This window comes from Gulosibacter sp. (assembly GCF_052090685.1).
GTDB lineage: Bacteria > Actinomycetota > Actinomycetes > Actinomycetales > Microbacteriaceae > Gulosibacter.
The window spans coordinates 1-22,758 of record NZ_JBQDBE010000012.1 but is presented as its reverse complement, the minus strand read 5'-3'; the positions used below and the strand labels follow the sequence as shown (position 1 = coordinate 22,758).

General features: G+C 60.0%; 17 protein-coding genes. 7 read left to right on the top strand and 10 right to left on the bottom strand.

The genetic code is table 11. The features are described from left to right. Positions 1–80: 80 nt before the first annotated feature. Complete coding sequence (locus ACTHXA_RS09275) at positions 81–857, top strand: DsbA family protein (RefSeq protein ID WP_441671635.1); 777 nt, start codon at positions 81–83, stop codon at positions 855–857. Continuing rightward, positions 850–1,626, top strand: coding sequence for a hypothetical protein (locus ACTHXA_RS09270; RefSeq protein WP_441671633.1), 777 nt, complete (start codon positions 850–852; stop codon positions 1,624–1,626). Before ACTHXA_RS09275 ends, ACTHXA_RS09270 begins: the two co-directional genes overlap by 8 nt. Here the strand turns inward: ACTHXA_RS09270 and ACTHXA_RS09265 are convergent. The 3 genes from ACTHXA_RS09265 to ACTHXA_RS09255 all read right to left on the bottom strand — a co-directional run bounded on the left by ACTHXA_RS09265 (position 1,610) and on the right by ACTHXA_RS09255 (position 6,829). Beyond that, positions 1,610–3,115 carry a dynamin family protein gene (locus tag ACTHXA_RS09265; RefSeq protein WP_441671631.1) on the bottom strand — a complete coding sequence of 502 codons (1,506 nt, stop codon included), beginning with the start codon at positions 3,113–3,115 and terminating at the stop codon, positions 1,610–1,612. The genes ACTHXA_RS09270 and ACTHXA_RS09265 overlap by 17 nt on opposite strands. Further along, complete coding sequence (locus ACTHXA_RS09260) at positions 3,108–4,955, bottom strand: dynamin family protein (RefSeq protein ID WP_441671629.1); 1,848 nt, start codon at positions 4,953–4,955, stop codon at positions 3,108–3,110. The genes ACTHXA_RS09265 and ACTHXA_RS09260 overlap by 8 nt, the downstream gene beginning before the upstream one ends. Positions 4,956–5,125: 170 nt before the next feature. Next, entirely contained in the window at positions 5,126–6,829 is a 1,704-nt protein-coding gene (locus tag ACTHXA_RS09255) for an IniB N-terminal domain-containing protein (protein WP_441671627.1), read from the bottom strand. A gap of 384 nt (positions 6,830–7,213) precedes the next feature. Here ACTHXA_RS09255 and ACTHXA_RS09250 point away from each other — a divergent pair, with 384 nt between their 5' ends. Both ACTHXA_RS09250 and ACTHXA_RS09245 read left to right on the top strand, forming a co-directional pair. Next, positions 7,214–8,368 (top strand): Hsp70 family protein, encoded by a 1,155-nt coding sequence (locus tag ACTHXA_RS09250; protein ID WP_441671625.1) that lies wholly within the window; start codon positions 7,214–7,216, stop codon positions 8,366–8,368. Next, positions 8,365–10,293, top strand: coding sequence for a LuxR C-terminal-related transcriptional regulator (locus ACTHXA_RS09245; RefSeq protein ID WP_441671623.1), 1,929 nt, complete (start codon positions 8,365–8,367; stop codon positions 10,291–10,293). Before ACTHXA_RS09250 ends, ACTHXA_RS09245 begins: the two co-directional genes overlap by 4 nt. Positions 10,294–10,303: 10 nt before the next feature. On the opposite strand, the gene ACTHXA_RS09240 is transcribed toward ACTHXA_RS09245, so the two are convergent. After that, positions 10,304–13,132, bottom strand: coding sequence for a LuxR C-terminal-related transcriptional regulator (locus tag ACTHXA_RS09240; RefSeq protein ID WP_441671621.1), 2,829 nt, complete (start codon positions 13,130–13,132; stop codon positions 10,304–10,306). Positions 13,133–13,355: 223 nt separating this feature from the next. Between ACTHXA_RS09240 and ACTHXA_RS09235 the strand changes: the two genes are divergently transcribed. Beyond that, a complete protein-coding gene (locus ACTHXA_RS09235) occupies positions 13,356–14,438 on the top strand; it encodes an ABC transporter ATP-binding protein (RefSeq protein WP_441671619.1) in 1,083 nt (360 codons plus the stop codon). Here ACTHXA_RS09235 and rlmB read toward each other — a convergent pair. The 4 genes from rlmB to ACTHXA_RS09215 all read right to left on the bottom strand — a co-directional run bounded on the left by rlmB (position 14,435) and on the right by ACTHXA_RS09215 (position 18,776). Beyond that, positions 14,435–15,409, bottom strand: coding sequence for a 23S rRNA (guanosine(2251)-2'-O)-methyltransferase RlmB (gene rlmB, locus ACTHXA_RS09230; protein ID WP_441671617.1), 975 nt, complete (start codon positions 15,407–15,409; stop codon positions 14,435–14,437). The genes ACTHXA_RS09235 and rlmB overlap by 4 nt on opposite strands. Beyond that, the gene (gene cysS / locus ACTHXA_RS09225) at positions 15,409–16,812 is read right to left on the bottom strand and encodes a cysteine--tRNA ligase (protein ID WP_441671615.1); all 1,404 of its coding nucleotides are present in this window, start codon (positions 16,810–16,812) and stop codon (positions 15,409–15,411) included. The genes rlmB and cysS overlap by 1 nt, the downstream gene beginning before the upstream one ends. Positions 16,813–16,836: 24 nt before the next feature. Next, the gene (gene ispF / locus ACTHXA_RS09220; protein ID WP_441671613.1) at positions 16,837–18,183 is read right to left on the bottom strand and encodes a 2-C-methyl-D-erythritol 2,4-cyclodiphosphate synthase; all 1,347 of its coding nucleotides are present in this window, start codon (positions 18,181–18,183) and stop codon (positions 16,837–16,839) included. A 110-nt stretch (positions 18,184–18,293) separates the two neighbouring features. Beyond that, positions 18,294–18,776 (bottom strand): CarD family transcriptional regulator, encoded by a 483-nt coding sequence (locus ACTHXA_RS09215; RefSeq protein ID WP_441671611.1) that lies wholly within the window; start codon positions 18,774–18,776, stop codon positions 18,294–18,296. A gap of 194 nt (positions 18,777–18,970) precedes the next feature. On the opposite strand from ACTHXA_RS09215, the gene ACTHXA_RS09210 reads away from it, so the two are divergent. Further along, positions 18,971–19,555, top strand: coding sequence for a hypothetical protein (locus ACTHXA_RS09210; RefSeq protein ID WP_441671609.1), 585 nt, complete (start codon positions 18,971–18,973; stop codon positions 19,553–19,555). A gap of 122 nt (positions 19,556–19,677) precedes the next feature. Here the strand turns inward: ACTHXA_RS09210 and ACTHXA_RS09205 are convergent, their stop codons facing one another. Then, positions 19,678–20,361: a response regulator gene (locus tag ACTHXA_RS09205; RefSeq protein WP_441671607.1), complete on the bottom strand. Its 684-nt coding sequence runs from the start codon at positions 20,359–20,361 to the stop codon at positions 19,678–19,680. Positions 20,362–20,411: 50 nt separating this feature from the next. Then, a complete protein-coding gene (locus ACTHXA_RS09200; RefSeq protein ID WP_441671605.1) occupies positions 20,412–21,614 on the bottom strand; it encodes a sensor histidine kinase in 1,203 nt (400 codons plus the stop codon). A gap of 182 nt (positions 21,615–21,796) precedes the next feature. Here ACTHXA_RS09200 and phoU point away from each other — a divergent pair, with 182 nt between their 5' ends. After that, the gene (phoU, locus tag ACTHXA_RS09195; RefSeq protein ID WP_441671603.1) at positions 21,797–22,462 is read left to right on the top strand and encodes a phosphate signaling complex protein PhoU; all 666 of its coding nucleotides are present in this window, start codon (positions 21,797–21,799) and stop codon (positions 22,460–22,462) included. Positions 22,463–22,758 lie beyond the last annotated feature (296 nt).

Genomic DNA, 22,758 nt, shown 5'->3' with positions numbered 1-22,758 from the left:
GCCTTTTTGCACCCCGGGTTCAATTAGGATTTGAGGCGCTACGTTTCGCGCCATAGTGCCCGACGCAAGGGAGCGTTTTCGTGGGAGTTGGAGCAGGACCGCGTCAGGAACTCGCCGATAAGATTCGGCACCGGCATCGCAAAGATATGCAGCGCCAACGGATGGTCTTGGCAATTATCGTCACCATTGGCGTTCTCCTCAGTGCCGGAGCGCTCGTGTGGCTCCAATTGCGCCCCAGTTCGGGTGAAACCGTCACTCCCCATAATGCGACCGCAGACTACGGCTTCACCCTCACCTCCGAGCACATCACAGACGCACAGGGGTCGGTCGAGAATCCGGTCGAAATCAAAATCTACGAAGACTTCCTTTGCGCACTGTGTAAGGACTTTCACGAAGAGTCGGGCACGTTCCTCTATGAACAGTTGTCCGCCGGCAACGTCACACTCACCTTCCACCCCATCGCCCACCTCGTGGCTGAATCAACCGATGAGTACAGCGAACGGGCGTCCAACGCCGCCGTGTGTGTCGCCGACCGGGCCGGGATCGTGAGTTATTTCCAAATGCACTCGCTGCTGATGGAGAACCAGCCGGCGCAGAATGGCGCTGGGCTCACCGATGAGCAATTGATCGATTTTGGTGCGCAAGCGGGTGCCGGCGATATCAGTGAGTGTGTCCATGACCGCACTTTCGACCCGTGGCTTCAAGAAGCGATCGTGGAAGCCAAACGCATGGATGTCACAGGCACTCCGACAGTGCGTGTGAACGGAGCGAATGTGGTTCGCGAGGATGACGGGAAGAAATCGATTCCGGGCCCAGCCGAGTTGGAATTCGTCCTTAATGAAGGAAGCCATGACTGATTCAGACCCCGTGACAGAAACCAGCAAGGGACCGATCTGGGATGCGCAGCGCAGCACTGCTCCAGAGCGTCCCTCCATCCCGACTGGACTCATCGAAGAAGAGCAAATTGAACGTCCGCGATCCATCCTCATCGCCCACTACCTTGTCTTTTTTGGAGTGGCAGCCTTCCTTGGAGTCGTCCTCAGCGGCATCATTCACCTCGACGAAATTCGCGATAGCTTTATTGCCGTCCTCAACGACAACCTTGAAGAGGACTACTCGCTTGAAGACAAAGAGCGGGCAGTCTACTTTCTGCTCGGAATATTCGGGGCCATCGCGCTCATGATTACCTTCGGACTATTGATTGCTTCGAACTCGATTAAAGGGAGCAAGAATAGCGCTGGCCGAGTTATCTTGATCGTACTGACCCTGCTCTTTATTCCATTCGCGTTTCTTGTCGCCACGCTGCGCGAGAACAATTGGTTCGAATTGCTGCTCACCGGAATTGCCGTGGTCGCGTTTATTGCCGCCGCCGTACTCTATTGGCAGCGCAGTGCTTCAGTGTGGCTGCGACAGAGTGACAAGCGTCCGGCGGCGCCACTGACCTCCTTTAGGGATGCGGCGGGGAATCCGGTCTTGGATCTCGCCAAGGTCAGCGCAACGGGCACCGAGGACGATCACCTCGAATCAGAGGCGGCGGTATCGGACGATATTCGGCTGGAAGACATTCAGTTCAGAGAAGCCCAGCCGGATGAGGGCCAGCCAGACAGCACTACGCGGGAGACTTAACCGGCGCCAAGCTCACTTTTCCAGTCTTGAGCGAAACAATGATGTTCTCGCAGCTGCGCACTGCAACCCGGCAGGCCTGGCGCGTTACCCGGTCCAAAAGGGGATTCTCGAGTAGCCCTCGCCATCGCGTGAGGTGTTCGACTGCGCTCGCCAAGATAATCTCTTGGTCGAGAAAATCGGCATCAAACCCGAGTCTCGTCTGAACACTTGCGCCGTGTCCGCCCACGAGCCTTTCCAATTCGGCGACGAGTGCCGAACCCAATTGGATCTGCCCGCCCGCGATGTGTCCCAGCAATTGCATTTCGATAAAGGTATGCGTCTGCGACATGTGCTCATCTGCCATGACCAGCAGTTCTTCTGCCCCCGGAACCGGCTTCTGTCGCAGCAAGCGATGGAGCGCGTGGACAATCGAATGCGCCTTCAACTCGTCCTGCCGCTGTCGGAAATGCACGTCGATGACTCGACGAAGCTCATCCAAACCGCTGCGCCGCAGCATCTCGGCCGCGAGGTCGCTCGCGTCATTGATGCCACCGCGGATCACGGCGATGGCAATACGGATGCCGTACATCCCGAACCGGTCCACCAACTCGACTCGAGTTCGTTCCGCTGGCAGCGCATCGCCCTTGGCCGTGATGAACAGCTCAGCGCTCACCATGAGTCGATCAGTATCCGCCGGGGTCAGCGACGCAAGATCTCGTAGCACCGCAAAGTCAGATTGGCGTAGCGTCATCGCGCCCATTCCCATGAGACCGGCAAGCGGCACGATCGTCTCACACACGCCCTGCAGATCAGGATGGTTACGCAGTCGCTCGACTGCCTGGTTGATGGACAGCATCGCGGTCAACCGGCCAGAACCAAGCTCGTCAGCTCGTGACAGCACCCCGATTGAACCGATTGACGCGCTGCCGTGACGCGTGCGTGCATCCAGTGCCTGCAGGTATCGAATATCGGATTCGTGCAGCGCTCGCAGCAAGTACACCACCGCATCCGCCCCAGCGGCGCCCTGTTGCGGGAGCAGGAATCGATTCGTTTCGTCCGAGATCTCCTGCGAAATCGAAGAGATGCCGGGAGTATCGATGAGCGTAATTCCCTGGATACCCGGGGCCGGCCAAGTCACGTCAAGCCGGTCACAGTCTTCCGGCGCAAGGCCCTGCAGATCCAACTCGTGGCGATCCGGCTGCCGTTTCGCAGGGATCGAAACCGTCCTACCGTCGGTCAGTCGGGCCCGCACGGTGGGAGTTTTACCGTAGTGATACCAAGTCACTACTCGCGTGGATTCGCGGGAATCGGTAGGGGCAAGCCGCTCACCGAGCAGGCCGTTAAGCAGTGTGGATTTACCTGCCTTGACCGACCCCACGAGCGCAACGCGAAGTGGTTGCTGCAGCCGGGCGTTGAGTTCGTCGAGTTCCGCCAGCGCGGCCTCGTCCTGGCGGTATCGTTCACGTGCAGCGGCAATTAGTTCCCGCGCCGATTCCAATGCGTCACTCATTACCATTCCACACTTCTGCCGCGACTGACTGATTTGCAACATCTTTTGCCTGCTGGCAAAGAGACCGTATTTCTTTGAGCTCAACAGCAGCTTGTTCCATTCGCTTACCACGCTCAGATTTGGGCATTGCTGCACGCTTTTGAGCCATTTTTACAGACTCATTGAGTGAATTCTTTAGATCCTCGGCGGCTGATGAAAAATGATCGCGCAGCACCCGACGGATGCGATTAATTCGATCGCGAGCTTCCTTGCTCACTTGGAAAATTGATTCATCAACAAGTTTCCGTACGGCTGTTTTCGCTTCATTTCGGCGCTGCTCAAGTCGAGTATTTGCTTCCTGCCGATAAGCGAACCCACCCATAATAAGACCCGCGGCGATCGAAATTGGGTTGACCAGCGCCATCCCCGCCAGGGTCGTCATTAGACCAAACATCAGCACACCACCGTAGGAGCCCTTCATCCCGATCATGAGCTTCTGCCCGATCGTGAGTTTGCCGCTGGATACCGAGTCCAGCCCGCCAACGGAGCTAATGAGTTGACTCGTGTCCGTAACGGCAATATCCGGTATCGCGGCGTGACCATCATCGGAGAAGTGCTGCGATACGACCTCTGCGAGGTGGACACTTCGTTGGTGGGCCCAGACGAAGTTGTCCGACACCGCCACGGTCACAGACTCAGCGAGCCAAGAACCAATTTCATCCCATGACTTACCCGGATCGGTCGCGTCGATCAGCTGTTCGGCCTCGCGGCCAACCGAACGAAGCCGATCGCGAAGGTCATATTCGATGTCCGAGAGAAGGTCCGTAGAACCGTCGGAAAGAGTTTGCTGCCACCGTGCCGATCGGTCCACCAGACTCTGGGCACTGGCCTCGGCATTCTGCAGATTGTGCACTATTGCTTGGCCATCACCGGGATCGTTCAGTGCCAGGATTTCCGCTTCAATCACCATGGCAAGGTGCTCACCGACGGTCCCGATGTCGTCGGCGATCGAACGGTGCCGGTCGGCAAGCACGTTGTACCGCACCGTCGAACGCAAGTACGCTGAAAGTTCGTCGATACGGGCTACTTTGCGCAGTTCGGCATCCGAATCCCGCTCCGCGAGTCCGTGCAATAGCGAGGAGGTGGGCAGCAGCGGAACGTCGATGCCAGCGGTCTCGAGATGCTCGGTATTTGCTTCGACAATCTCGCGCCACTGATGCTGCAAGTCGGTTTTGCTGACGACCCCGACCACGTGCGGACACAGTGACACCGCTTGTCTCAAGAAAGACAGCTCGGGTTCGGTGAGCTCTTGTGTTGCGTCGGTCACCATGATGGCTGCGTCAGATTGTGGGAGGAGCGTGACGTTCTGGGCGGCGTGCACTCGGATGCCGTCCACTCCGGGAGTGTCGATGAAGATGAGGCCTTCGGAGAGGATCGGACGCGGCAGCGTAATTTCCGCCCGTACCTTTCCCAGCAGCCCGGATTCGCCAGCAAGCTCGGTCACATGCTCGCGCAGCTTCGCCGGATTAATCTTGGTGTGGATTGGCGGTTTGCCATCCGGCATCTCGGTGACGAGTGTTGCGGTGGGCTTCTCCCCCCAGCGAACTAACGTCGGCACGGATGTAGCAAGGACATCATCAACCGGGCACACCGGAGCGGACACGAGTGCGTTGACCAGCGCGCTCTTTCCCTGCTTGATTTGACCAACGATCAGGATTTCGACATCGGTGTCGGCAAGTTCGCGATCAATCTCGTCAAATCGATCGGAGAGATCGACTCGGCCGCTGTGTTGAGCAATCTGTCGCAGCGTTGCGGCAATTGATTGCAGTTCATCAGCTGTGGCCAGGACCTGTGACAACATTATGAATACTCCTCGGCAGAATCCTCGAACGGGGTTTGCGCGATCCACCAAGAAGAATGCTGTGTCGAAACGATAGTGGTCATCGTCTCGACACAGCATTCGATCTTTGTGTGAAGACTCGGTATCGAACGTGCCCTCACACTACTGGGTAGTTCTCGCGATTCGCGAGACTAGCCGTCGAACTCAACTTCGTTGTTGTTACCGTTGCCGTCAACGACCGAGGTGTTGTTGCTGTTGTAGTCGCTGTAGTCGTTGTAGTCGTAGTTCGTCTCGTTCTCGTACTCCCACTCGTAGTTGTTGTCCGAGTTGTCGTTCAGCGAGTCTTCAACGTAGAACGAGTCCTCAATGTCAACCTCAACATCGGTGTTCGTGGAGTTGTCCGAGTTGTCGGTGAACGAGTTGTCGGAGTTGTCCGAGTTGTCGTTCAGCGAGTCTTCAACGTTGAACGAGTCATCGGCGTTGAACGAGTTGTCGGAGTTGTCGTTGAACGAGTCTTCGAACTCAACCTCGACATCGGTGTTGGTCGAGTTGTCCGAGTTGTCGTTGAACGAGTCATCGATCTCAACGTCGACCTCGGTGTTGATCGAGTTGTTCGAGTTGTCCGAGTTGTTGCTGTTGTCGGAGTTGTCGTTGAACGAGTCATCCACGTCAACGTCAACGTTGGTCGAGCTGTCCGACTGGAACGAGTCGTTGATCAGGACAGTGGTGTTCTCTGAGTTGTCCGAGTTGTCGACCGAGTTGTCCGAGTTGTCGTTGAGCGAGTCTTCAACGTTGAACGAGTCATCGGTGTTGAACGAGTCATCGATCGCGACAGCGACGTTCGTCGAGTTGTCGGAGTTATTTGAGTTGTCGACCGTCGAGTTGTCGGAGTTGTCCGAGCTGTCGTTGTACGAATCTTCGACGTTGAACGAGTCGTTGTTGAGTGTGAGGGTCGCGTTACCCGTGTTGTCACCGTTGTTCTGGTTACCACCGACGTTGGTTGAGTTGTTCGAGTTATCGGAGTTGTTCGAGTTATCGGAGAGGTCGATGCCCACGTCGCCAACGGTGATTGATTCGTCGTTGGTGAGTGTGACGGTGTTGCCCGAGTCCGTGGTGTTGTTCGAGTTGCGGTTCGAGGTGTAGTCGCCGCCAACGATGAGGCCGCCGTCCTGGACGTTGGTCTGCTCGCTGCCGAGTGCCAGGTTGCCGTCGCCGTTGTTCTGGATAACGTCGCGACCAGCCGAGACTGCGCCAGCGCCCGAGGCAACAACGTTTGCGTCGCCGATGACGTTGCCGTCGCCAACAACAATTGAGTCGTTCGCGAAGACGTTGCCGTTGACTGCGAAGCTGCCGTCAGTTGCGAATGCCTGGGTGATCTCGTCGGCACCCCAGATGTTCTGGATGATGCCGCTGTTGTCCCAGTTCACGACCGAGACGTTCTGTACGAGCTGCTGGATCATTTCGGCTGGCTCACTGTTGCCGCCGTGGCCACCATTTCCACCGTTACCGCCGTTACCACCACCGTGGCCATTGCCGCCACCGTGACCGTTACCGCCACCATGGCCGCCACCATGGCCGCCGCCACCACCGTGACCGTGACCGCTGCCACCACCGTGACCGCCGCCATGGCCGCCACCGTTGCCGCCGCTACCGCCGTGGCCACCGTTGCCGCCACCGAAGCCGGCGCTGTTGCCGCCGCCCTGGTTTACCGAGAAGAAGCCGGGAGAAGCGTTGGCAATGATCGGCGCAATTGCGTCGACGTCAGCAACAGTAACGTCCTCGAGGCCAGCAGCCGCGAGAGTTGCGTCCGGGTTGGACGAGAATTCTTCAGACTGTGCTGGGTTGCCCAGCAGGCTGAGGATGAAGTTCAGAAGGTCAGCAGTAGTAGTAGACATGAGATTTCCTTTCCCAAGAATTCCGACCTCGACCATTCGACGCCGGCAATATCGAGACTAGGAACCACAATGCATCCCCCACCACGGGGCAGTTCCCCCTGGATTGCGCCCTAAAGGACGACGAGTCAACGGCATCATCAACGAGGGGGACTAGGGGATTGACTAGGGGATTGCCCCCTTCCCATTTGAAGAATCTTTGCGGGATCCGCAATCTTTAGGGGACGGCCTCGGGATACGCTTCGAGAAATTACTGAATTGGAACCGGCGAAGTATTTGCTTCAAAATCGCGGTAGTTCGTTTCCGCGGTTGCCTTCGTATGTGGGAGACGACGTGGTCGGAATTGATGTCAGGGTGTCGCGAGTCACCTTCAGCAACGGTGAAGTTGTGTCACTTAATCAAGACGTCCCCCGAGATCTCCTCCGTCGGATCGCGGATGATTTGCCCTACGTCGATGTCACAGGTGACACTTGCGAGCTTCGAGCGGCTCATGAGATTTATGCTTCGCTCGTCGCCGATGCACTCGGCGTCGGCGCTTCTGGTGCGCGCACATCTAGTCACGAAAACTTTCGCACCGCGCTTGCCGTTCCCGGGTGGTGGACCCCTCGGGCAGTCGAACGCGTCGCGCAGGCACTTGCGGCTAGGAATGTGAATGTTTTGCTGGTGAATGACGCCGAGGCCGCGGTCGTCGAATACCAACATTCCACGCATCCGCTCCCCCAAAATGTTGCTGTCGTGAGCCTCCGCGCCAATGAGGTGAGCGCGGTGATCGTAAGCACCTGCGATTCACAGCCAACTGCCTTAGCCAGCCCGATCCTCGTCCATGACGAAGGTGGCGATGAACTTGACTTCGCGGTTCTCCAGCACCTCATCAACGGCCTCACAGAACTGGGTCACACCGTCGATGCTGCTGATCCCGGAGTCATTGCTTCGGCGCGAACCGCCGTGGATGGTTGCCGAACGCTACGCGAAAAATTGTCACTTTCCGCAACAGAATCGCTGCTGCCGGAGTTGCCCGATGTCACTCAGCGCCTAAGACTGGTTCGCAGCGAACTCGAAGAAATTGCGACGCCCTGGGCTGACGCAGTGGTTGGCATTGTCAATTCTGTGGTTGAACAGAGTCCGTTCGAAGTTGATGGTGTGCTACTTACGGGCGGCCTGGCCCACATGCCGCTCGTCAGCCAACGGATTTCAGCGGATCTCGGGGTGGAAGTCTATGTTCCGGAAGACCCCAGGATGGTTGTTGTCCGCGGTGCGGAGCGGATCCTTAACGTGCAGCCAGCCCTCGAGGCCGAAGCTACCCCGGCGGGGGTCGTCGCACATCAAGACAATATCCCGTTCTGGCAGGTCCTCAAGAATCGCGTGAGCCAGTGGTCGGCACCGCCACAATCCGCGGCGCCCAAGAGTGCAGCTGCCGAAGCGCCCGGCCACGAAATCGAAACGCTGTTGGACCCGATCAGTACGAGCAAACCCCAAAGCGGCGTCGATATGAGCTGGATTCCCAGCAGGCCCAAGGGCGAGAGCTTGGTTCAACATCCATGAATCCGCAAAAGACCCTCCCCCAGAGTCAGCAGTCGCAGCGCGCGGAAGACCGTCAGCACGAACTCGATACGCTGCTTTTTCACATTGCCGTTTCTTGCCCCTATGACGCGGAAGAACTATCTCGTCGAATTGCTCGTCCGAAGAGCATGATTCACGAAGATCTCACCGCAATGATGGCTGACGGTGACGTGCATTTCCACGACGCTGCGTTAAGAGCATCCGCCGCTTCACGCATTATTGCTTCGGCACGACCGGAGCAATTGCGCGAAGTGCACGATCAGATTCTTGCGGAAATCGAGTCCGGGGTCGGCACACGGCCCGCCACCCTTATCGCATTGGCGGAGTCCGGCTGTGTTGATCCAGCCCTTCTCCGAGAACTCATTCAGATCGTGGGTGACCATCCGGATGACGCGGCAGCCATCGGGGCGCTCACCACGGTCGCGCGCGCTCGGGACTGTGGCGAACAGGAGCTTCGGATTCTCTCGGCCACCGACGCGGCAAAACGCGGACATACAAATCAGGTGCTCTCCATCACCGATGGACTGTTGATTTCCAAGTCGCCCGAGGTGTTTGCTCAGGCCGGAATTCTTGCTGCCTCAGCACTCATCCAAAGTAACCGGCTCGAACGTTCCCTCGCGATCTACCGGAGGATACCTCCCGAACGAATCGGCTTTGACGCCGCGTGGGCAATCGTCGCCGCCATCGGCAACGGTGACCACGAGTTAGCCAGTCACTGGCGGGAAGTCCTCGGAAACGAGACGCTCACCAGTTACGAGGCCGGCCTCGTGGATCTTGCAGATGGTGTCCTCAAAAGCGCCTCGGGCAATGGTGAAGGGGCGCTGGAAGCACTGGCCCGCTCAGCCTCCGCCCTCGCACCGCTCGGTGCGGACATCCTCCTTCCCGAGAGTCCCGCGGCAATGGCGGCATTTGTGGCCATCGGCAAGGGTGATCCAGCAACCGCAGAAACACTCCTTGAACGTGCGCTTAGCGCCAACCTCGGTGGTGAGTCAAGCAAGGTCAGGCACCTGCTCCTCAGCGGCTGGGCTGCCATGTTGCAAGGCAAGATGGATGCTGCAGAAGAGTTCGTTGCAAAAGTCGCGAAAAATGAGCATCTCGGTGATCGCGATCGCCTCTTCTACCTGAGTTTGCTCGCGGGCATCGCTCGTCGCCGGACCGACCTCAAGGGGATGCGCGATGCCTTGCAAGAGATTCGCGGGCACACATTTGGGATGTCCTTCACCCTGTTCGACCTTCTGCCACTCGGCGAAATACTCGTGGTTGCTGCCCGGCTACAGGAGCTTCCCCGGGCCCGTGATCTCGTCACGCGGGTACAGTCCATCGCCGCCAAACTGCACGACCCAGTTGCTTGGACAGCGCCATTCCACTGGTCTGCCGTGCAGGCAGCGTTCCAGGCGAATGATCCCGCCGCACTCATCCCCCATGCCAACGCCCTTGGTGCTGCGCAACAGACCAGCAGCTATGCGGCCACGCTCGCGCGCGCCGGTCAGACCTGGTTAGAAGTGCTTCGACGGAAGGCCGATTTTGCCTCGGTCGAGGCGAGTGCCAATGCGCTCGCCTCGCACGGCCAGGTGTGGGATGCGGCCCGGTTGGCTGGCCAAGCCGCGTTACAGCAACCGCAGCGAGAAGGCGCACTGTCACTGATGCAGCTGGCCCGCGACATCAACAAGCTGCATGCCGCAGATGGCAGCCACGCACCGCTCAAGAATGCAACGCTCACCCGGCGAGAACTCGAAGTCGCGCAGCTCGTGCTCGATGGACAGGGCTACCGAGCGATCGGGGAGCAACTGTTCATTTCGCCAAAAACTGTTGAGCATCACGTCGCTCGGATGCGCAATCGGCTCGGTGCCGAAAGCCGCAGTGAGCTTCTTCAGCGGCTGCAGGAAATAATTTCGGAGCTGGACTAGCACCAGCTACCTACTGGTGGCCTTCCTCGCTCAAGAGATGAATCACTTCTTGTCTCGAATTGAGGTTGAGCTTCCGTAAAATATTCGAGATATGCGACCGCACGGTCGTGACTGACACATCCAAGCTTTTCGCGATCTGCGGGTTGGTACCGCCGCCGGCAACGAGTTCAACGACTTGCTGTTCTCGCGCCGTGAGCATCGCGAGGTGGCGCGCCACCGCGGGGGCTTGTTCCTGGACGCCAAGCGTCGTTTCGAGAATTTCGCGAACGGCCGCGAGGTACCCGTCTGCGTTGATCTCGGTAAGTACCTTCACCGCCGAACGGAGCAGTTTTTCGCTTTGCGCACGATCCCCGCTTTCCGCGAGGAAGCCACCGAAGTCAGCCAGCGCGATACCGCAGGGCAACGGAAACTCGCGATGCGTTATCGCGGATTCGAAATGCCAGCGAGCGGTCTCCTCGTCGTGTTCCGCTCGCGCTAATCGCGCTTGCAACCAGTCAAGGCTTCCCCAATATTCTTGCCAACGTTCGCCACGCCACCGCGCCAGCGAGCCAATCAGTTCGGCGGCTTCCTCGAGCCGTTGGGTTTCAATTAGGGCTTGCGCGCGATACGTGAGAAAACCGTGCTGGGTACTCCGAATCTGTTCAACCCAGGATCCCGAAGTGACCCGCAGTATCTCTTCGAAATTGCCACGGACACGAGCGAATTCACACTCCGCGATCACTCCAAGATCCGGGCTGTATGCCTCCCAATCAACGTCGCGATGCCGCCGAGACTGCTCCACATAGAGCTCGGCGTTTTCGTCGCCGGTCATCGCAGCAATGGTGAGTTGCAGTGCGGCCCAGCTGGAGCGTGTCTCCACATCGAGCGAATTGAAGGTCACTGCTTCGGCAAGATCGATCAGTTCGCTTGCTTCGCTGAGGTCGCCCCGCAGAATCATGCAGTGGCCCAGAATCACGCGTGCGGTACCTGCCGCCCAGGGTTCTCCCACGTGCTTGAGCATGGCAACGCCCTCCTCTGCCATAGCGTGCGCCAGATCTGCCCGACCGATTGCCATCTGGGCACCTGCAATCGCGACCATCGCATCCACCTTGAGTGAGGAATTCTCCACTGCTTCGATGCGCTGCATAATGCCCGGGAGCGCAGCTCGGACTTCATCCAACTCCGAGCGCTGCTGATACTGCACCACCTGATAGCAGTCGAGCACGAGCAGTCGCGCGTCACGGTCCACCATCCAGGCGAGCCGCTGATCCGAGAGTTCATCCGGCGAGGAAGGTGCGGCCGCAACGAGGCGCTTTGCGTGTTCAATGAGTGTGGGAACCGCTTCGGTGTCGGCGCTGCGCATACTCAAGAGCACGACCAAGAATGCGTAGAATCCAAGAATCGCTCGCTCATCGGTGGTTTTGGGAACTGTGGTGAGGATCGCTTGCACCGCGGCGGGCGAGACTTCCGCACCGACACGGTGCGCGCTGAGCACCTGCACCATAAGTTGACGCAGCAAGGTCGGCGGGAATTGCGTAATCTCATCCAGCAGATCAACAACGAGGTAGCCGGTCTTCGCCTGCAAATGGACGAGTACCAGACTCTCAATGAGCTCTATCCGTGCTTCGGGTTCTGTCACCAGCTCCAACCCTGCGCGGAGCACCTCTCCCGCGCTGCCAAATTTCCGTTCCGACACCGCGGCGGCGACATATTCCGTGACTTCCCTTTTGAGGCCTTCACTCCAGTTGCTCGCCCCCATGAGCCGCTGTCGCAGCGAACGGTATCCCTCGGTGACCTCCGCGAGGGCATGGTAGATCTCACGGGCCCGCTCTTGCGGCACCGAATTCGCGATGGCAGTCGCCAGCAACGTGTGTCGGGACATGACGCTCGAGTCAATTTCCGATTGCGAGAGCATCCCCATTGCGATGCCGCTATCGAGGTGAACCGGCTCGTTCAGGATGCGCGCAGCAGCGTGAATTTGATCGACGTTAAGTGCGTGCCCGGCTAACGAGACAAGCTCCACGGTGGCTTGCGTTTCCCGGTCGATGTCGCGATAGGTGCGCAGCAGCAGATCATTTGATCCCTCCGTGAGCCGCGCTGGCGCACTCCAGCCCAGGTGAATCTGCGCAATTTCCTGGGCGGTCATCGAACTGAGGACGCTGTCGATTTCGAGAAAGGATCCGCCGGTTTCCGCCACGATCTGCTTCGCGATCGATTTCGAGACGGCCACCCCGTATCGCTCTGCGATGAGCGCACGGACCTCGCGGGAGGCGAGAGGCTGCAATGTGCGCCCCTGGTCCAAGTGACTATTGCTCACGAACTCTTTCAAGAACGCCCCAAATGAGCCGGAGTCGTGCGGCGACCGGGAACCGATTGCGAGCAGCATATTTCGCCTGGTGATCCGCGGAATCACATACCGTAACACCCGGTGCGATTCGGCATCCACCCACTGAGCATCGTCAACGATAAACACCCAGCCGCCATCTTTACCGTCGCCGAGCAATCTTCGGATGCACTCACGCGCCACGTCGATCGGGTCCGTCAGGGAGCCCGGCTCGAAATACCAATCGTCCATCCCACTGGCGGCCACCACGCGCTCAATAAAGCTATACGGCTCCCCCACTTCAAACTCATCCGCACGCACCACGATGAGCGGCCACTGACCTTCCGCGAGCGCCGCCGCACGGAGGTCGTGGAGGAGAAAGGTCTTCCCCATTCCCGGAAGACCGTCAACCAGGAGCGTCATACCACCCTGTGCGTGAGCTTGGCGGAGCATCTGCGCGGCCCACTCACGACGCTCGTGGGTCGGCGAGACAAAGCGCGGTTTGTCGGGGTTCGTCGGTGAGGGGTTCATACTCATTCCCTTACTGATTCTGTCGTCAATCTCGCTGCCCAATTCACACTCTTAAACCGGTGAAGGGGTGCCGCCAAATTTTCTGCCCAAACTAGCCGATGGGGCTCACGAAGCACCGTATTCCTGCTGCTGTTGGAAGAAAGACTGCACATCGTTGCAAGAGGATCCGTCGTGGGCATGAGGGCCCTCCGTGATGGTCCAGTCCGAGCGCCGACTACGATGGATCTTCATGGCCGCAGTGAACTTCCAAAGCGTGACGCGCCGCTTCCCCGGATCCTCACGCAACGCCGTCGATCGCTTCGACCTCGAAATCGGTGACGGCGAGTTCCTCGTCCTTGTCGGTCCCTCAGGCTGTGGCAAGACCACGACGCTGCGGATGCTCGCGGGGCTCGAGCCCGTGGATGAGGGCACCATTCACATTGGCGATCGTAACGTCACCAATGTCGCGTCGAAGGATCGCGACATCGCGATGGTCTTCCAGAATTATGCGCTGTACCCGCACATGACAGTGGAGCAAAACGTTGGATTCGGGCTGCGCACGCGTCACGTGTCGAAAGCGGAGCGCGCGCGGCGCGTCCGCGAAGCCGCGGAATTGCTCGACCTCGGTGAGCTACTACACCGCCGACCGGGTGAACTTTCCGGTGGCCAGCGTCAGCGTGTCGCGATGGGGCGGGCGATCGTGCGCGAACCGCAGGTATTTCTCATGGATGAGCCGCTCTCGAACCTCGACGCAAAACTGCGCGTCCAAACCCGCGCGCAAATCGCATCCCTACAACAGCGACTCGGCACCACGACCGTGTATGTCACGCACGACCAGACCGAAGCAATGACGATGGGTGATCGCATCGCGGTCCTCAACCACGGCAAACTGCAGCAGGTGGGTGCTCCGCAAGACCTCTACGACGGTCCGGTCAATGAGTTTGTCGCCGGGTTCATCGGATCGCCGGCAATGACGATCTGGTCGACCGCAATCCGCGACGGGATGCTCCCGTTCGGCGAGACGCAGGTTCCCGTACCCGACTCGGTCGCCAACGCGGCCGGAAACCGGAGCATTCGAGCCGGGCTGCGAGCTGAGGACCTCCGGATCGCGCAGGATGGCGAAGCCGGACTTCGCATGCGCGTCGACTTGGTGGAAGAGCTCGGCAGCGACGGCTACCTCTACGGGTCAGCGCAGGTCGATGACCGCGAATTGCAGCTCACCGTTCGAGTCGACGGCCGAAACCACGCGCAGGTTGGCGACACGGTGACCGTGCTTGCGAACACCGCGCGGCTGCACATATTTGATGCAGCCACGGGTGATCGGCTGAATTAGTCGGTGCTGGCGGCTGCCGCGCGAAGTTTCGCAACCTCGTACATCGTCACCGATGCGGCGATACCAGCGTTCAGCGATTCGGTGGCCGAGTCAATTGGAATAGACACAATCGCGTCGCAATTCTCGGCCACGAGCCGAGAGAGCCCCTTGCCTTCCGACCCGACCACTATCAACAGCGGCGAAGTCGCGAGCGTGAGATCGGGAAGCGACACATCACCGTCACCATCCAGCCCCACCACAAACACACCCGCATCCTTAAACGCCTTCACGGTGTTGGTTAGGTTTCCTGCAAGTGCAACGGGAAGACGGGCAGCAGCACCCGCCGAGGTTTTCCACGCGGATGCGGTCATCCCCGCCGCCCGACGCTGCGGCACAATCACGCCGTGGCCGCCGAACGCCGCCACGGACCGAACAATTGCCCCGAGATTGCGCGGATCGGTGATGCCATCGAGCGCGACAAACAGTGGCGTCTTCGCCTGCGAAATCGTGGTCTGCAACAGCTCAACCGGGTCAGCGTACTCATAGGCCGGAACCTTGAGTGCGATCCCCTGGTGCACGGCGTCAAAGGGAACCATGCGGTCAAGTTCTTGCCGCGTGACCTCAAGCATTGGAATATTGCGCTTCGCCGCGATCTGAATGATTTCACGGATGCGGTCATCAACTTCGAGCTGCGCGGCCACGTACACCGTCGTCGCGGGGATCTCCGCGCGCAGCGCCTCGAGCGCCGAGTTGCGCCCGGTGACCAGCTCAACATCGTTCAGCTGCGACGAGCGCTGTCGCGGGGCAGTGCGCCGCTGCTCCGGCTTACTGCCCGCTGCGGCCTGTCGACGGCGGTCCTTCGCCCAGTGCCGATCCTTCGCTTTCGGGGTCGGGCCCTTACCCTCGAGAGCCTTGCGGCCGTGGCCGCCGGTGCCCTTGATCGGGCCCTTCTTATTGCGGTTGCCCGAGGGGCGCTTTCCACCAGTACTCATTAGTTAACACTCCAGTGCGACCCCTGCGGGGTATCTTCAATCGTGATGCCCGCGGCAGCAAGCCCATCGCGGATGCGGTCGGCGGCTCCCCAATCGCGTTCGGCTCGGGCAGTGGCCCGTTGTTCGAGGAGCCCGCGGATCAGGGAATCGAGGGCGGGTTCGAGCACCGAATCGCTCGCGGATGAATCTGCCCATTCGTCAGCCTGCGGATCAACTCCAAGGATACCGAGCATTCCGCGCACCGCAGCCCCTAGTTCCTGGACGCGCGCGACTTCCCCGTTTTCGAGCGCCTGATTTCCAGCCGTCACGGTCTCGTGGACGACCGCGAGCGCTTGTGGGACACCAAAGTCGTCGCGCATCGCCGCAGCGAAAGCTTCGGGCAATTCACTTGCGGGCGGTGCCTGCTCACCGAGCAGTCGCGTCACCCGATCGAGGAAGTGCGCAATACGGTCGAAGCTCGCTTCGGCCTCGGCATACGCCTCCTCGCTGAGTTCGATCGTGGATCGGTAGTGGGCGGAGCCGAAGAGATAGCGCACGACAATCGGGCGACGTTCGTTCAACAGCTCACTCGCGGAGACGACGTTTCCCACTGACTTCGACATTTTGGTGCCACCGAGGGATACAAGACCGTTGTGGAGCCAGTGCCGTGCGAACGCATCCCCCGCAGCCCGTGACTGGGCGAGTTCGTTCTCGTGGTGCGGGAATCGGAGGTCACGGCCGCCGCCATGAATATCGAACTCGCTGCCGAGATACTTGGTCGACATCGCGGAGCACTCGATATGCCAGCCCGGTCGACCGCGCCCCCAAGGCGAGTCCCAGGCGGCAGATTCCGGCTCGTCAGCCTTCTTCCCCTTCCACAGTGCGAAGTCTTGCGCCGAGCGTTTGGCGCGCGGTGCGCCGTCTTCCGCGGCAACCATGTCCTTGGGCTGCTGGTGGGTGAGTTCTCCGTAGTCGGCCCAGGATGCGGTGTCGAAGTAGACCCCGTCCTCCGCCTCATACGCGTGTCCGGCGTCAATAAGTCGGGCGATAATTGCCTGCATTTCCGGAATTGCTCCGGTCGCACGCGGCTCGTAGGTCGGTGCCTGGATGCGCAGGGTCGCGTACGCCTCGTTGAACACCCGCTCGACGCGATACGCGAGCGCCCACCAGGGCTCGTGTTCCGTCGCATTGGCGAGCGTCTTGTCGTCAATATCGGTGACGTTGCGAACGAGAGTGACCCGGAAACCCTCGTGCACGAACCAGCGTCGGATCTGGTCGTACACGAGTGCGGACCGCAAGTGCCCGACGTGCGGTGCGGATTGCACCGTGGGTCCGCACACGTACATCGACACTTCCCCTTCCGTCAGGGGAATGAAATCGACATACGTCTGCTGTCGGGTGTCGTAAAGGCGCTGCTGAGTCACGCATCCATCTTAGAGTCGCGTAGCTCAGCCATGCTGTTGGTCTGCGAGTGTCGGTACACGAACGAGCGCACTCGCCACGGCAAACACCCCTTCATTGGCGTGACCGGTGAAGCCGAGCCCGTCGGAAGTGGTTGCGCTCACGGTGACGGGTGCGCCGAGTGCTTGCGACAGCACCGCACTTGCTTCGCTCGCGCGCTGGCCGAATCGTGGTCGCTGACACACGATTTGTACGCTCACGTTTTGCACTGCGCAGCCGTGTGCCGCGAGGAGTTCTCGTGTCGCTTCCAAAAACACCGTGCCGCGAGCGCCCGCAAACCGTGGATCCGAGGTTCCGAATGCGGAACCGATGCTGCCGAGCCCTGCCGCGCCGAGTACCGCATCCACGATCGCGTGGCTCGCCGCATCGCCGTCGCTGTGGCCCGTCAACCCACGCTCCCCCGGAAAATGAATGCCCGCGAGCCAGCACGGTCGGACCGGCGTGCCGATTGGCGCGTCCTGGTCGGCGGTATCAAAGGCATGGATGTCGGTGCCGATACCGGTGCGCAGCTCGCTGGCAACCGAGGAATCCATGCCGCCGCGAAGGTCCGCGCCCGAACGCTCGGCAATCAACTGCTCCGCGCGCAGGAGGTCGGCGGGACCGGTGATCTTGAACGCATCCGGCTCTCCCGCAACAATCTCCACGATGCCGCCCGCTGCCGAGAATGTCGCGGCGTCATCCGTGGCGATGTCCGAGCTGTCGGCATAGGCCTTTCGCAGTTCGGATGCGGGAAACCCCTGCGGCGTCTGCACGGCACGAAGCGCTGTGCGATCCACGGTGTCGAGGACTCGCTGCTGGGCATCCACCTGTTTGATGGTGTCGATCACCGGCACCCCCGGAACGATCCCCACGCCGGTTGCCCGCACCGCACCGGCGATTCCGGCGATGAACTCCGGGGTTGCGAGCGCCCGAGCAGCGTCGTGCACCAGAATGACATCGCATTCTTCCGGCAGAGCCGCGAGCCCGGCAGCAACAGAAGCATGGCGGCTCTCCCCACCGGGCACAATTCGGGTGGACACGAGCCGATCTTTCAAGCCGGCCAGCTCGTCGGCGACGAGCCGCTGGGCGGTAGCCTGCGCATCCTGGGCTGATGCGGGATCGGTCGACGCGGGCACGGATGAAGCAGGCTCGGCTGGTGCATGCTCGACCAAAGCGGGCACGGTGATTGCCAGCGCGACACGACCGGGCAATCTCAGCAAACCGCGCAGCGCGTGCGCGAGCATCGGTTCGCCGGCCAGCAGTACGAACGCTTTCGGGATACCGAGCCCGAGCCTGGTTCCCATGCCGGCGGCAACAATGACAACTCCGGTGCAGGGCAGGGCGCGCTCACTCATGCTGGCTAGCATCCCACACACAGAGAATGCCGGGGCCATTATTCCTTTCGCAATGATGCAACTGGAATAACGACCCCGGCAGTACTAGCCAGCGATCTGTTTAAATCTGATTAGGAGGCAAGCACCTTGTCGAGGTGCTCATTGGCGTCGTCCTCGCTGGTTTCTTCCGCGAGCGCGAGCTCGGATACGAGCACCTGGCGTGCCTTCGAGAGCATCCGCTTCTCGCCGGCCGACAGCCCCTTGTCCTGGTCGCGACGCCACAGGTCACGAACCACTTCAGAGACCTTAATCACGTCACCAGAGGCGAGCTTTTCCATATTGGATTTGTACCGGCGAGACCAGTTTGTTGGTTCCTCGGTAATCGGTGCACGCAACACGTCGAACACCTCTTCGAGTCCCTTATCATCAATAACGTCGCGGACGCCAACCAGTTCGACGTTGTCAGCCGGAACTTCGATGGTGAGATCACCCTGAGCTACGTTCAGCTTCAGGTAGGTTTTCTCTTCACCCTTGATGACTCGAGTCTTGACCTCTTCGATCGTTGCCGCACCGTGGTGTGGGTAGACGACGGTCTCTCCGACCTCAAGCTTCATAAAATTAGTTCCCCTCACTTACGCAGATTTGCCCATTTTAGCACGGCCAAGTGATAGGATTTCGCGCCCTCAGCGGACATGTTCTGCCTCCACGGGTGCCAAGGCAGCCGCCGCAATCGGCTAGGCTTGAGGAAGATTTGTTATTCGCGAGTTAGCGCACAGTTGATTCGCACCGTAACCAGGAGGCCCCTGCAGTGAAGATCCGCGCCGTTGCCGCAGCCGCGCTCGCCCTCGCCATCGGCGTTGGGCTGACTGGTTGCAACATGATCAGCCCCCAACGCACGGAGATGCAGTACGACCCCAGCGATGGCATCAGTGCAGACCTCAGTGGTGTCTCCGTACAGAACGCGCTCTTGCTCACCACGGAAAACGCTGATGAAGCCAACTTCGTGTTCGCCATCGTCAACCTCACTGACGAGCCCGCGACCGTGACCGCCGAAGTTGGCTCGAGCACGGTGGAGATCGAAGCGAGCGCCGGAATCAACGAAAGCCTGACGCAGGTCGGTTATGGCGAGTCTGGCCCAGAACTTGTCACTGGTGAGTTCGAGACCGGTACGACCATTGAAGTGACCTTCACCTCGACCTACACCGACCTCGAAGGCAATGCGCAGACCGCGGAAGACACGGTACTCGTGCCGATCCTCGGTTCCGAAGAGGCCGAGGGTGTGCTCCAGGAGTACGCAACGCTCCTCCCCGAGGCACCCGCTGACCAGCCTGCCGGAACGCAGACCGACGCACCCGAGACCGACGCGACGCCCACGGAAACACTGCAGCCGTAGCGAGTCGCAGCCAACCTTCGCAGACCAACTAGTGGGGCCCATCCGTTTGGATGGGCCCCACTTCGTTTCTAAGGCACGGTTCGATCCAAGACCGAGCAGCGCCGCGGCGGCTCGAGCCGAATCTACCCCTCGAATCGGTAGCCGAGACCGCGCACGGTCACGAGCAGCTTCGGCGACGACGGCGTCACTTCAATGCGGGAGCGGATGCGCTTGATGTGCACATCCAGCGTCTTCGTATCCCCGTAATAGTCGGGGCCCCACACTCGATCAATCAGCTGACCGCGGGTGAGCACTCGACCCGAGTTACGCATGAGGAACTCCAACAGCTCAAATTCCTTGAGCGGCATCTGCGTTAGCTGACCGCGGACCACCACGGTGTGGCGGTCGACATCCATCCGAATGTCATTGACTTCGACGATGCCGTCGTCTTCGTCTTCCTCAACCTGCTCGGCACGGCGGAGCACTGCTCGCACCCGAGCGAGCAACTCTCGTGTCGAGTAGGGCTTGGTGACGTAGTCATCTGCGCCGAGCTCGAGCCCCACGATGATGTCGACCTCGGAGTCCTTCGCGGTCAGCATGATGATTGGTACTGCTGAGACCGCACGGATGCGCTTACACACCTCCGTACCGGGCATTCCGGGGAGCATGAGATCGAGCAACACCAGGTCAGCGCCCTCGCGTTCGAAGAGTTCGACCGCGTCATTGCCGTTCTCGGCGACTCCAGTTTCGTATCCCTCCCGGTTGAGAAGAAAAGCCAACGGTTCGTGAAGGGAGGATTCGTCCTCAACAATAAGAATTCGAGTCACGGACCTATTGTGCATACGAACGGCAAACTATTGGTAAACGATCGCCCGTTTCACTCCGAATCAGCAGGAAGTATTGGTAGCCGGATGGTTGAGGTCACCCGAGCCTCCGTGTGCTCATTCTGCGGTCGGCGAGCATCCGCCGCGGGGATGCGCAGCGTAAAGGTCGAGCCTTCACCAAGTTTTGACCACACTCGAATCTCACCACCGTGGTTCTCGACGATGTGACGCACGATGCTCAGGCCCAATCCGGTCCCACCGGTATTTCGTGAGCGTGCCGCATCCACGCGATAAAAGCGTTCAAAGATCCGTTTCTGATCCGCTTCGCTGATCCCAATCCCCTGGTCTGCGACTGAAATCTCGATCACATCATCGACTCGGCGCATCCCAATACCGATGCTGGAGGTGGTCGGCGAATAGGTGATCGCGTTGGTGATGAGGTTCTGCACGCACATCAGCAGGAAGGAACTATCGCCCCACACGTCAGAGCCTTCGACCGGCTTCATCCGAACTCTGATCTGCTTCGCATTCGCGGGGACGCGGGTGAGGTCCACTGCCTGCTCCACGATTTCCGCCATGTCCACCACTTCCGCATTTTCGAGGGTGTCCATTGCTTGCAATCGACTGAGGTCAATGAGTTCGCGAGTGAGTCGCGCGAGACGGTCACTCTCAATCAGCATCCGACCGGCGAAATACCGCACCTGTTCGGTGTCATCGGCGGCTTCCTGCACTGCTTCGGCGAGGAGCGTCACCGCACCAATCGGGGTTTTGAGCTCGTGCGACACATTGGCCACGAAATCTCGACGAACATCCTCGACCCGAATCGCTTCGGTCATATCCTGCGCCAGCGTGAGGATGAACCGCGGTGCGAGTAGCGATGACCGGACCCGATATTGCAGCCCGGCGGAGCCAAACGGCCCCCGCGGCACCGTTTTTGTGGTCTCCACCGCGTGCCCCGTCGTCCACGCACGAGCCGCTATCGGCACAAGCTGTGGCGCGAGTCTCCCGTCACGAGTGACAAGCCCCGCACTCGTCGCCCCAAAACTTGCGCGAATCACATTGTGTGAGGGGTCGGTGACGATCGCCGTTTGCGGCAGTGCGGCCAAGACTTCCTCGACGTCTGAAGAGATCACCGGTTGCGCGATCGCCGCCGCCCGCGACCTCGCGCGCAGAATCACCACGACCACTGTCGAGATCACAATACCGACTACGACGCCGAGTAAAACGCTGAGATAAATCGCCGTCGCGGTGCTCATAGTTCAACTTTAGGGCAGTGCCGAGGCGCGCCCGAACGCTCCGAAGATTAACGACTGGTTACCGCCTAGACACCGTGCGGACAACTCCAAAGCGTAGGTTCAGCCATTGAAACATTTCGGTTATTCACCGCTATGGTGCTTGGAAGCTGTTAAGTTCCACCCAGCCAAACTAAAGGAAGCCAATGCGCGAAGTATTCCAGCAAGAACTTGCCGAGGTCCAGTCCGGACTCGTAGCCATCTCGAAAGACGTCCTGTCTGCGATCACCCGGGCTACCACTGCTTTCTCTTCCTCCGACGTCTCGCTCGCTGACCAGGTGATCAGCGACGACCTCAAGATTGACGAGTCCACCCTTCACGTCGACGATCTCGGTGTTGAGATTCTGCTCATGCAGTCACCGGTCGCGCGCGACCTTCGATTCATCGTCGCCACCATGCGCATGACCGCAGCTCTCGAACGAATGGGAGACCTCGCCGCACACGTCGCGCAGCTCGCACGCATGCGCTACCCGGAACAGTCTGCACCCACCGACCTCCTCGAAGAATTCGCAAACGTCGGCAAGCTCGATGTCGCTCAGGCAGAGCGCGTTGTCCGCCTCTTCGAAACGGAAGACGCTGCTCTGATCGACGAGATTATTGCCGCTGACGACGCCGTGGACAACTCCCACCGCCACGTACTCGAGTACCTCACTCGCCACGAGAACGCCGGCGACGTGAGCGTTTCGCAGATCGTCGACGCAACGCTCGCGAACCGCTACTTCGAGCGTTTCTCCGACCACGCCGTGAGCATCGCGCGCCAGATGCGCTACATGCAAGAGGGTGCCCCCGAGGTTCCTGCCGAGGCTGAATAGTCCCGAGCATCATCCGCCAATAAGGAAGCGGGGGCCCCCCCGGAGGGGGGGGGGGGCGAGTATGTGTGGGGGGGTAGGGGGGTCGGAGGCGGGGCCGGGGGGGGCGCCACCCCCATCTCCCCCCGGCCGGCGGGTTTTCCCCCGGGGGGGTGCCGGGGCAAACAACGCCGGCGGAGAAGGAATCGAATACGGTCGGCACATCCGGCCACAAGCGCAGTATCCATCCAGGACAGGAGGACAAGCACCATGAGCATCGACAATTCCGCACTGAACAGCTTCATCGGCCACGCCACGTT

Excerpts from the sequence above, each read along its gene's own strand:
- ACTHXA_RS09200 (WP_441671605.1), bottom strand. The coding sequence starts at position 21,614 with ATGAGCACCGCGACGGCGATTTATCTCAGCGTTTTACTCGGCGTCGTA.
- ispF (WP_441671613.1), bottom strand. The coding sequence starts at position 18,183 with ATGAGTGAGCGCGCCCTGCCCTGCACCGGAGTTGTCATTGTTGCCGCC.
- ACTHXA_RS09255 (WP_441671627.1), bottom strand. The coding sequence starts at position 6,829 with ATGTCTACTACTACTGCTGACCTTCTGAACTTCATCCTCAGCCTGCTG.
- ACTHXA_RS09240 (WP_441671621.1), bottom strand. The coding sequence starts at position 13,132 with ATGAGTATGAACCCCTCACCGACGAACCCCGACAAACCGCGCTTTGTC.
- rlmB (WP_441671617.1), bottom strand. The coding sequence starts at position 15,409 with ATGAGTACTGGTGGAAAGCGCCCCTCGGGCAACCGCAATAAGAAGGGC.
- ACTHXA_RS09215 (WP_441671611.1), bottom strand. The coding sequence starts at position 18,776 with ATGAAGCTTGAGGTCGGAGAGACCGTCGTCTACCCACACCACGGTGCG.
- ACTHXA_RS09235 (WP_441671619.1), top strand. The coding sequence starts at position 13,356 with ATGGCCGCAGTGAACTTCCAAAGCGTGACGCGCCGCTTCCCCGGATCC.
- ACTHXA_RS09245 (WP_441671623.1), top strand. The coding sequence starts at position 8,365 with ATGAATCCGCAAAAGACCCTCCCCCAGAGTCAGCAGTCGCAGCGCGCG.
- ACTHXA_RS09265 (WP_441671631.1), bottom strand. The coding sequence starts at position 3,115 with ATGAGTGACGCATTGGAATCGGCGCGGGAACTAATTGCCGCTGCACGT.
- ACTHXA_RS09260 (WP_441671629.1), bottom strand. The coding sequence starts at position 4,955 with ATGTTGTCACAGGTCCTGGCCACAGCTGATGAACTGCAATCAATTGCC.
- phoU (WP_441671603.1), top strand. The coding sequence starts at position 21,797 with ATGCGCGAAGTATTCCAGCAAGAACTTGCCGAGGTCCAGTCCGGACTC.
- ACTHXA_RS09270 (WP_441671633.1), top strand. The coding sequence starts at position 850 with ATGACTGATTCAGACCCCGTGACAGAAACCAGCAAGGGACCGATCTGG.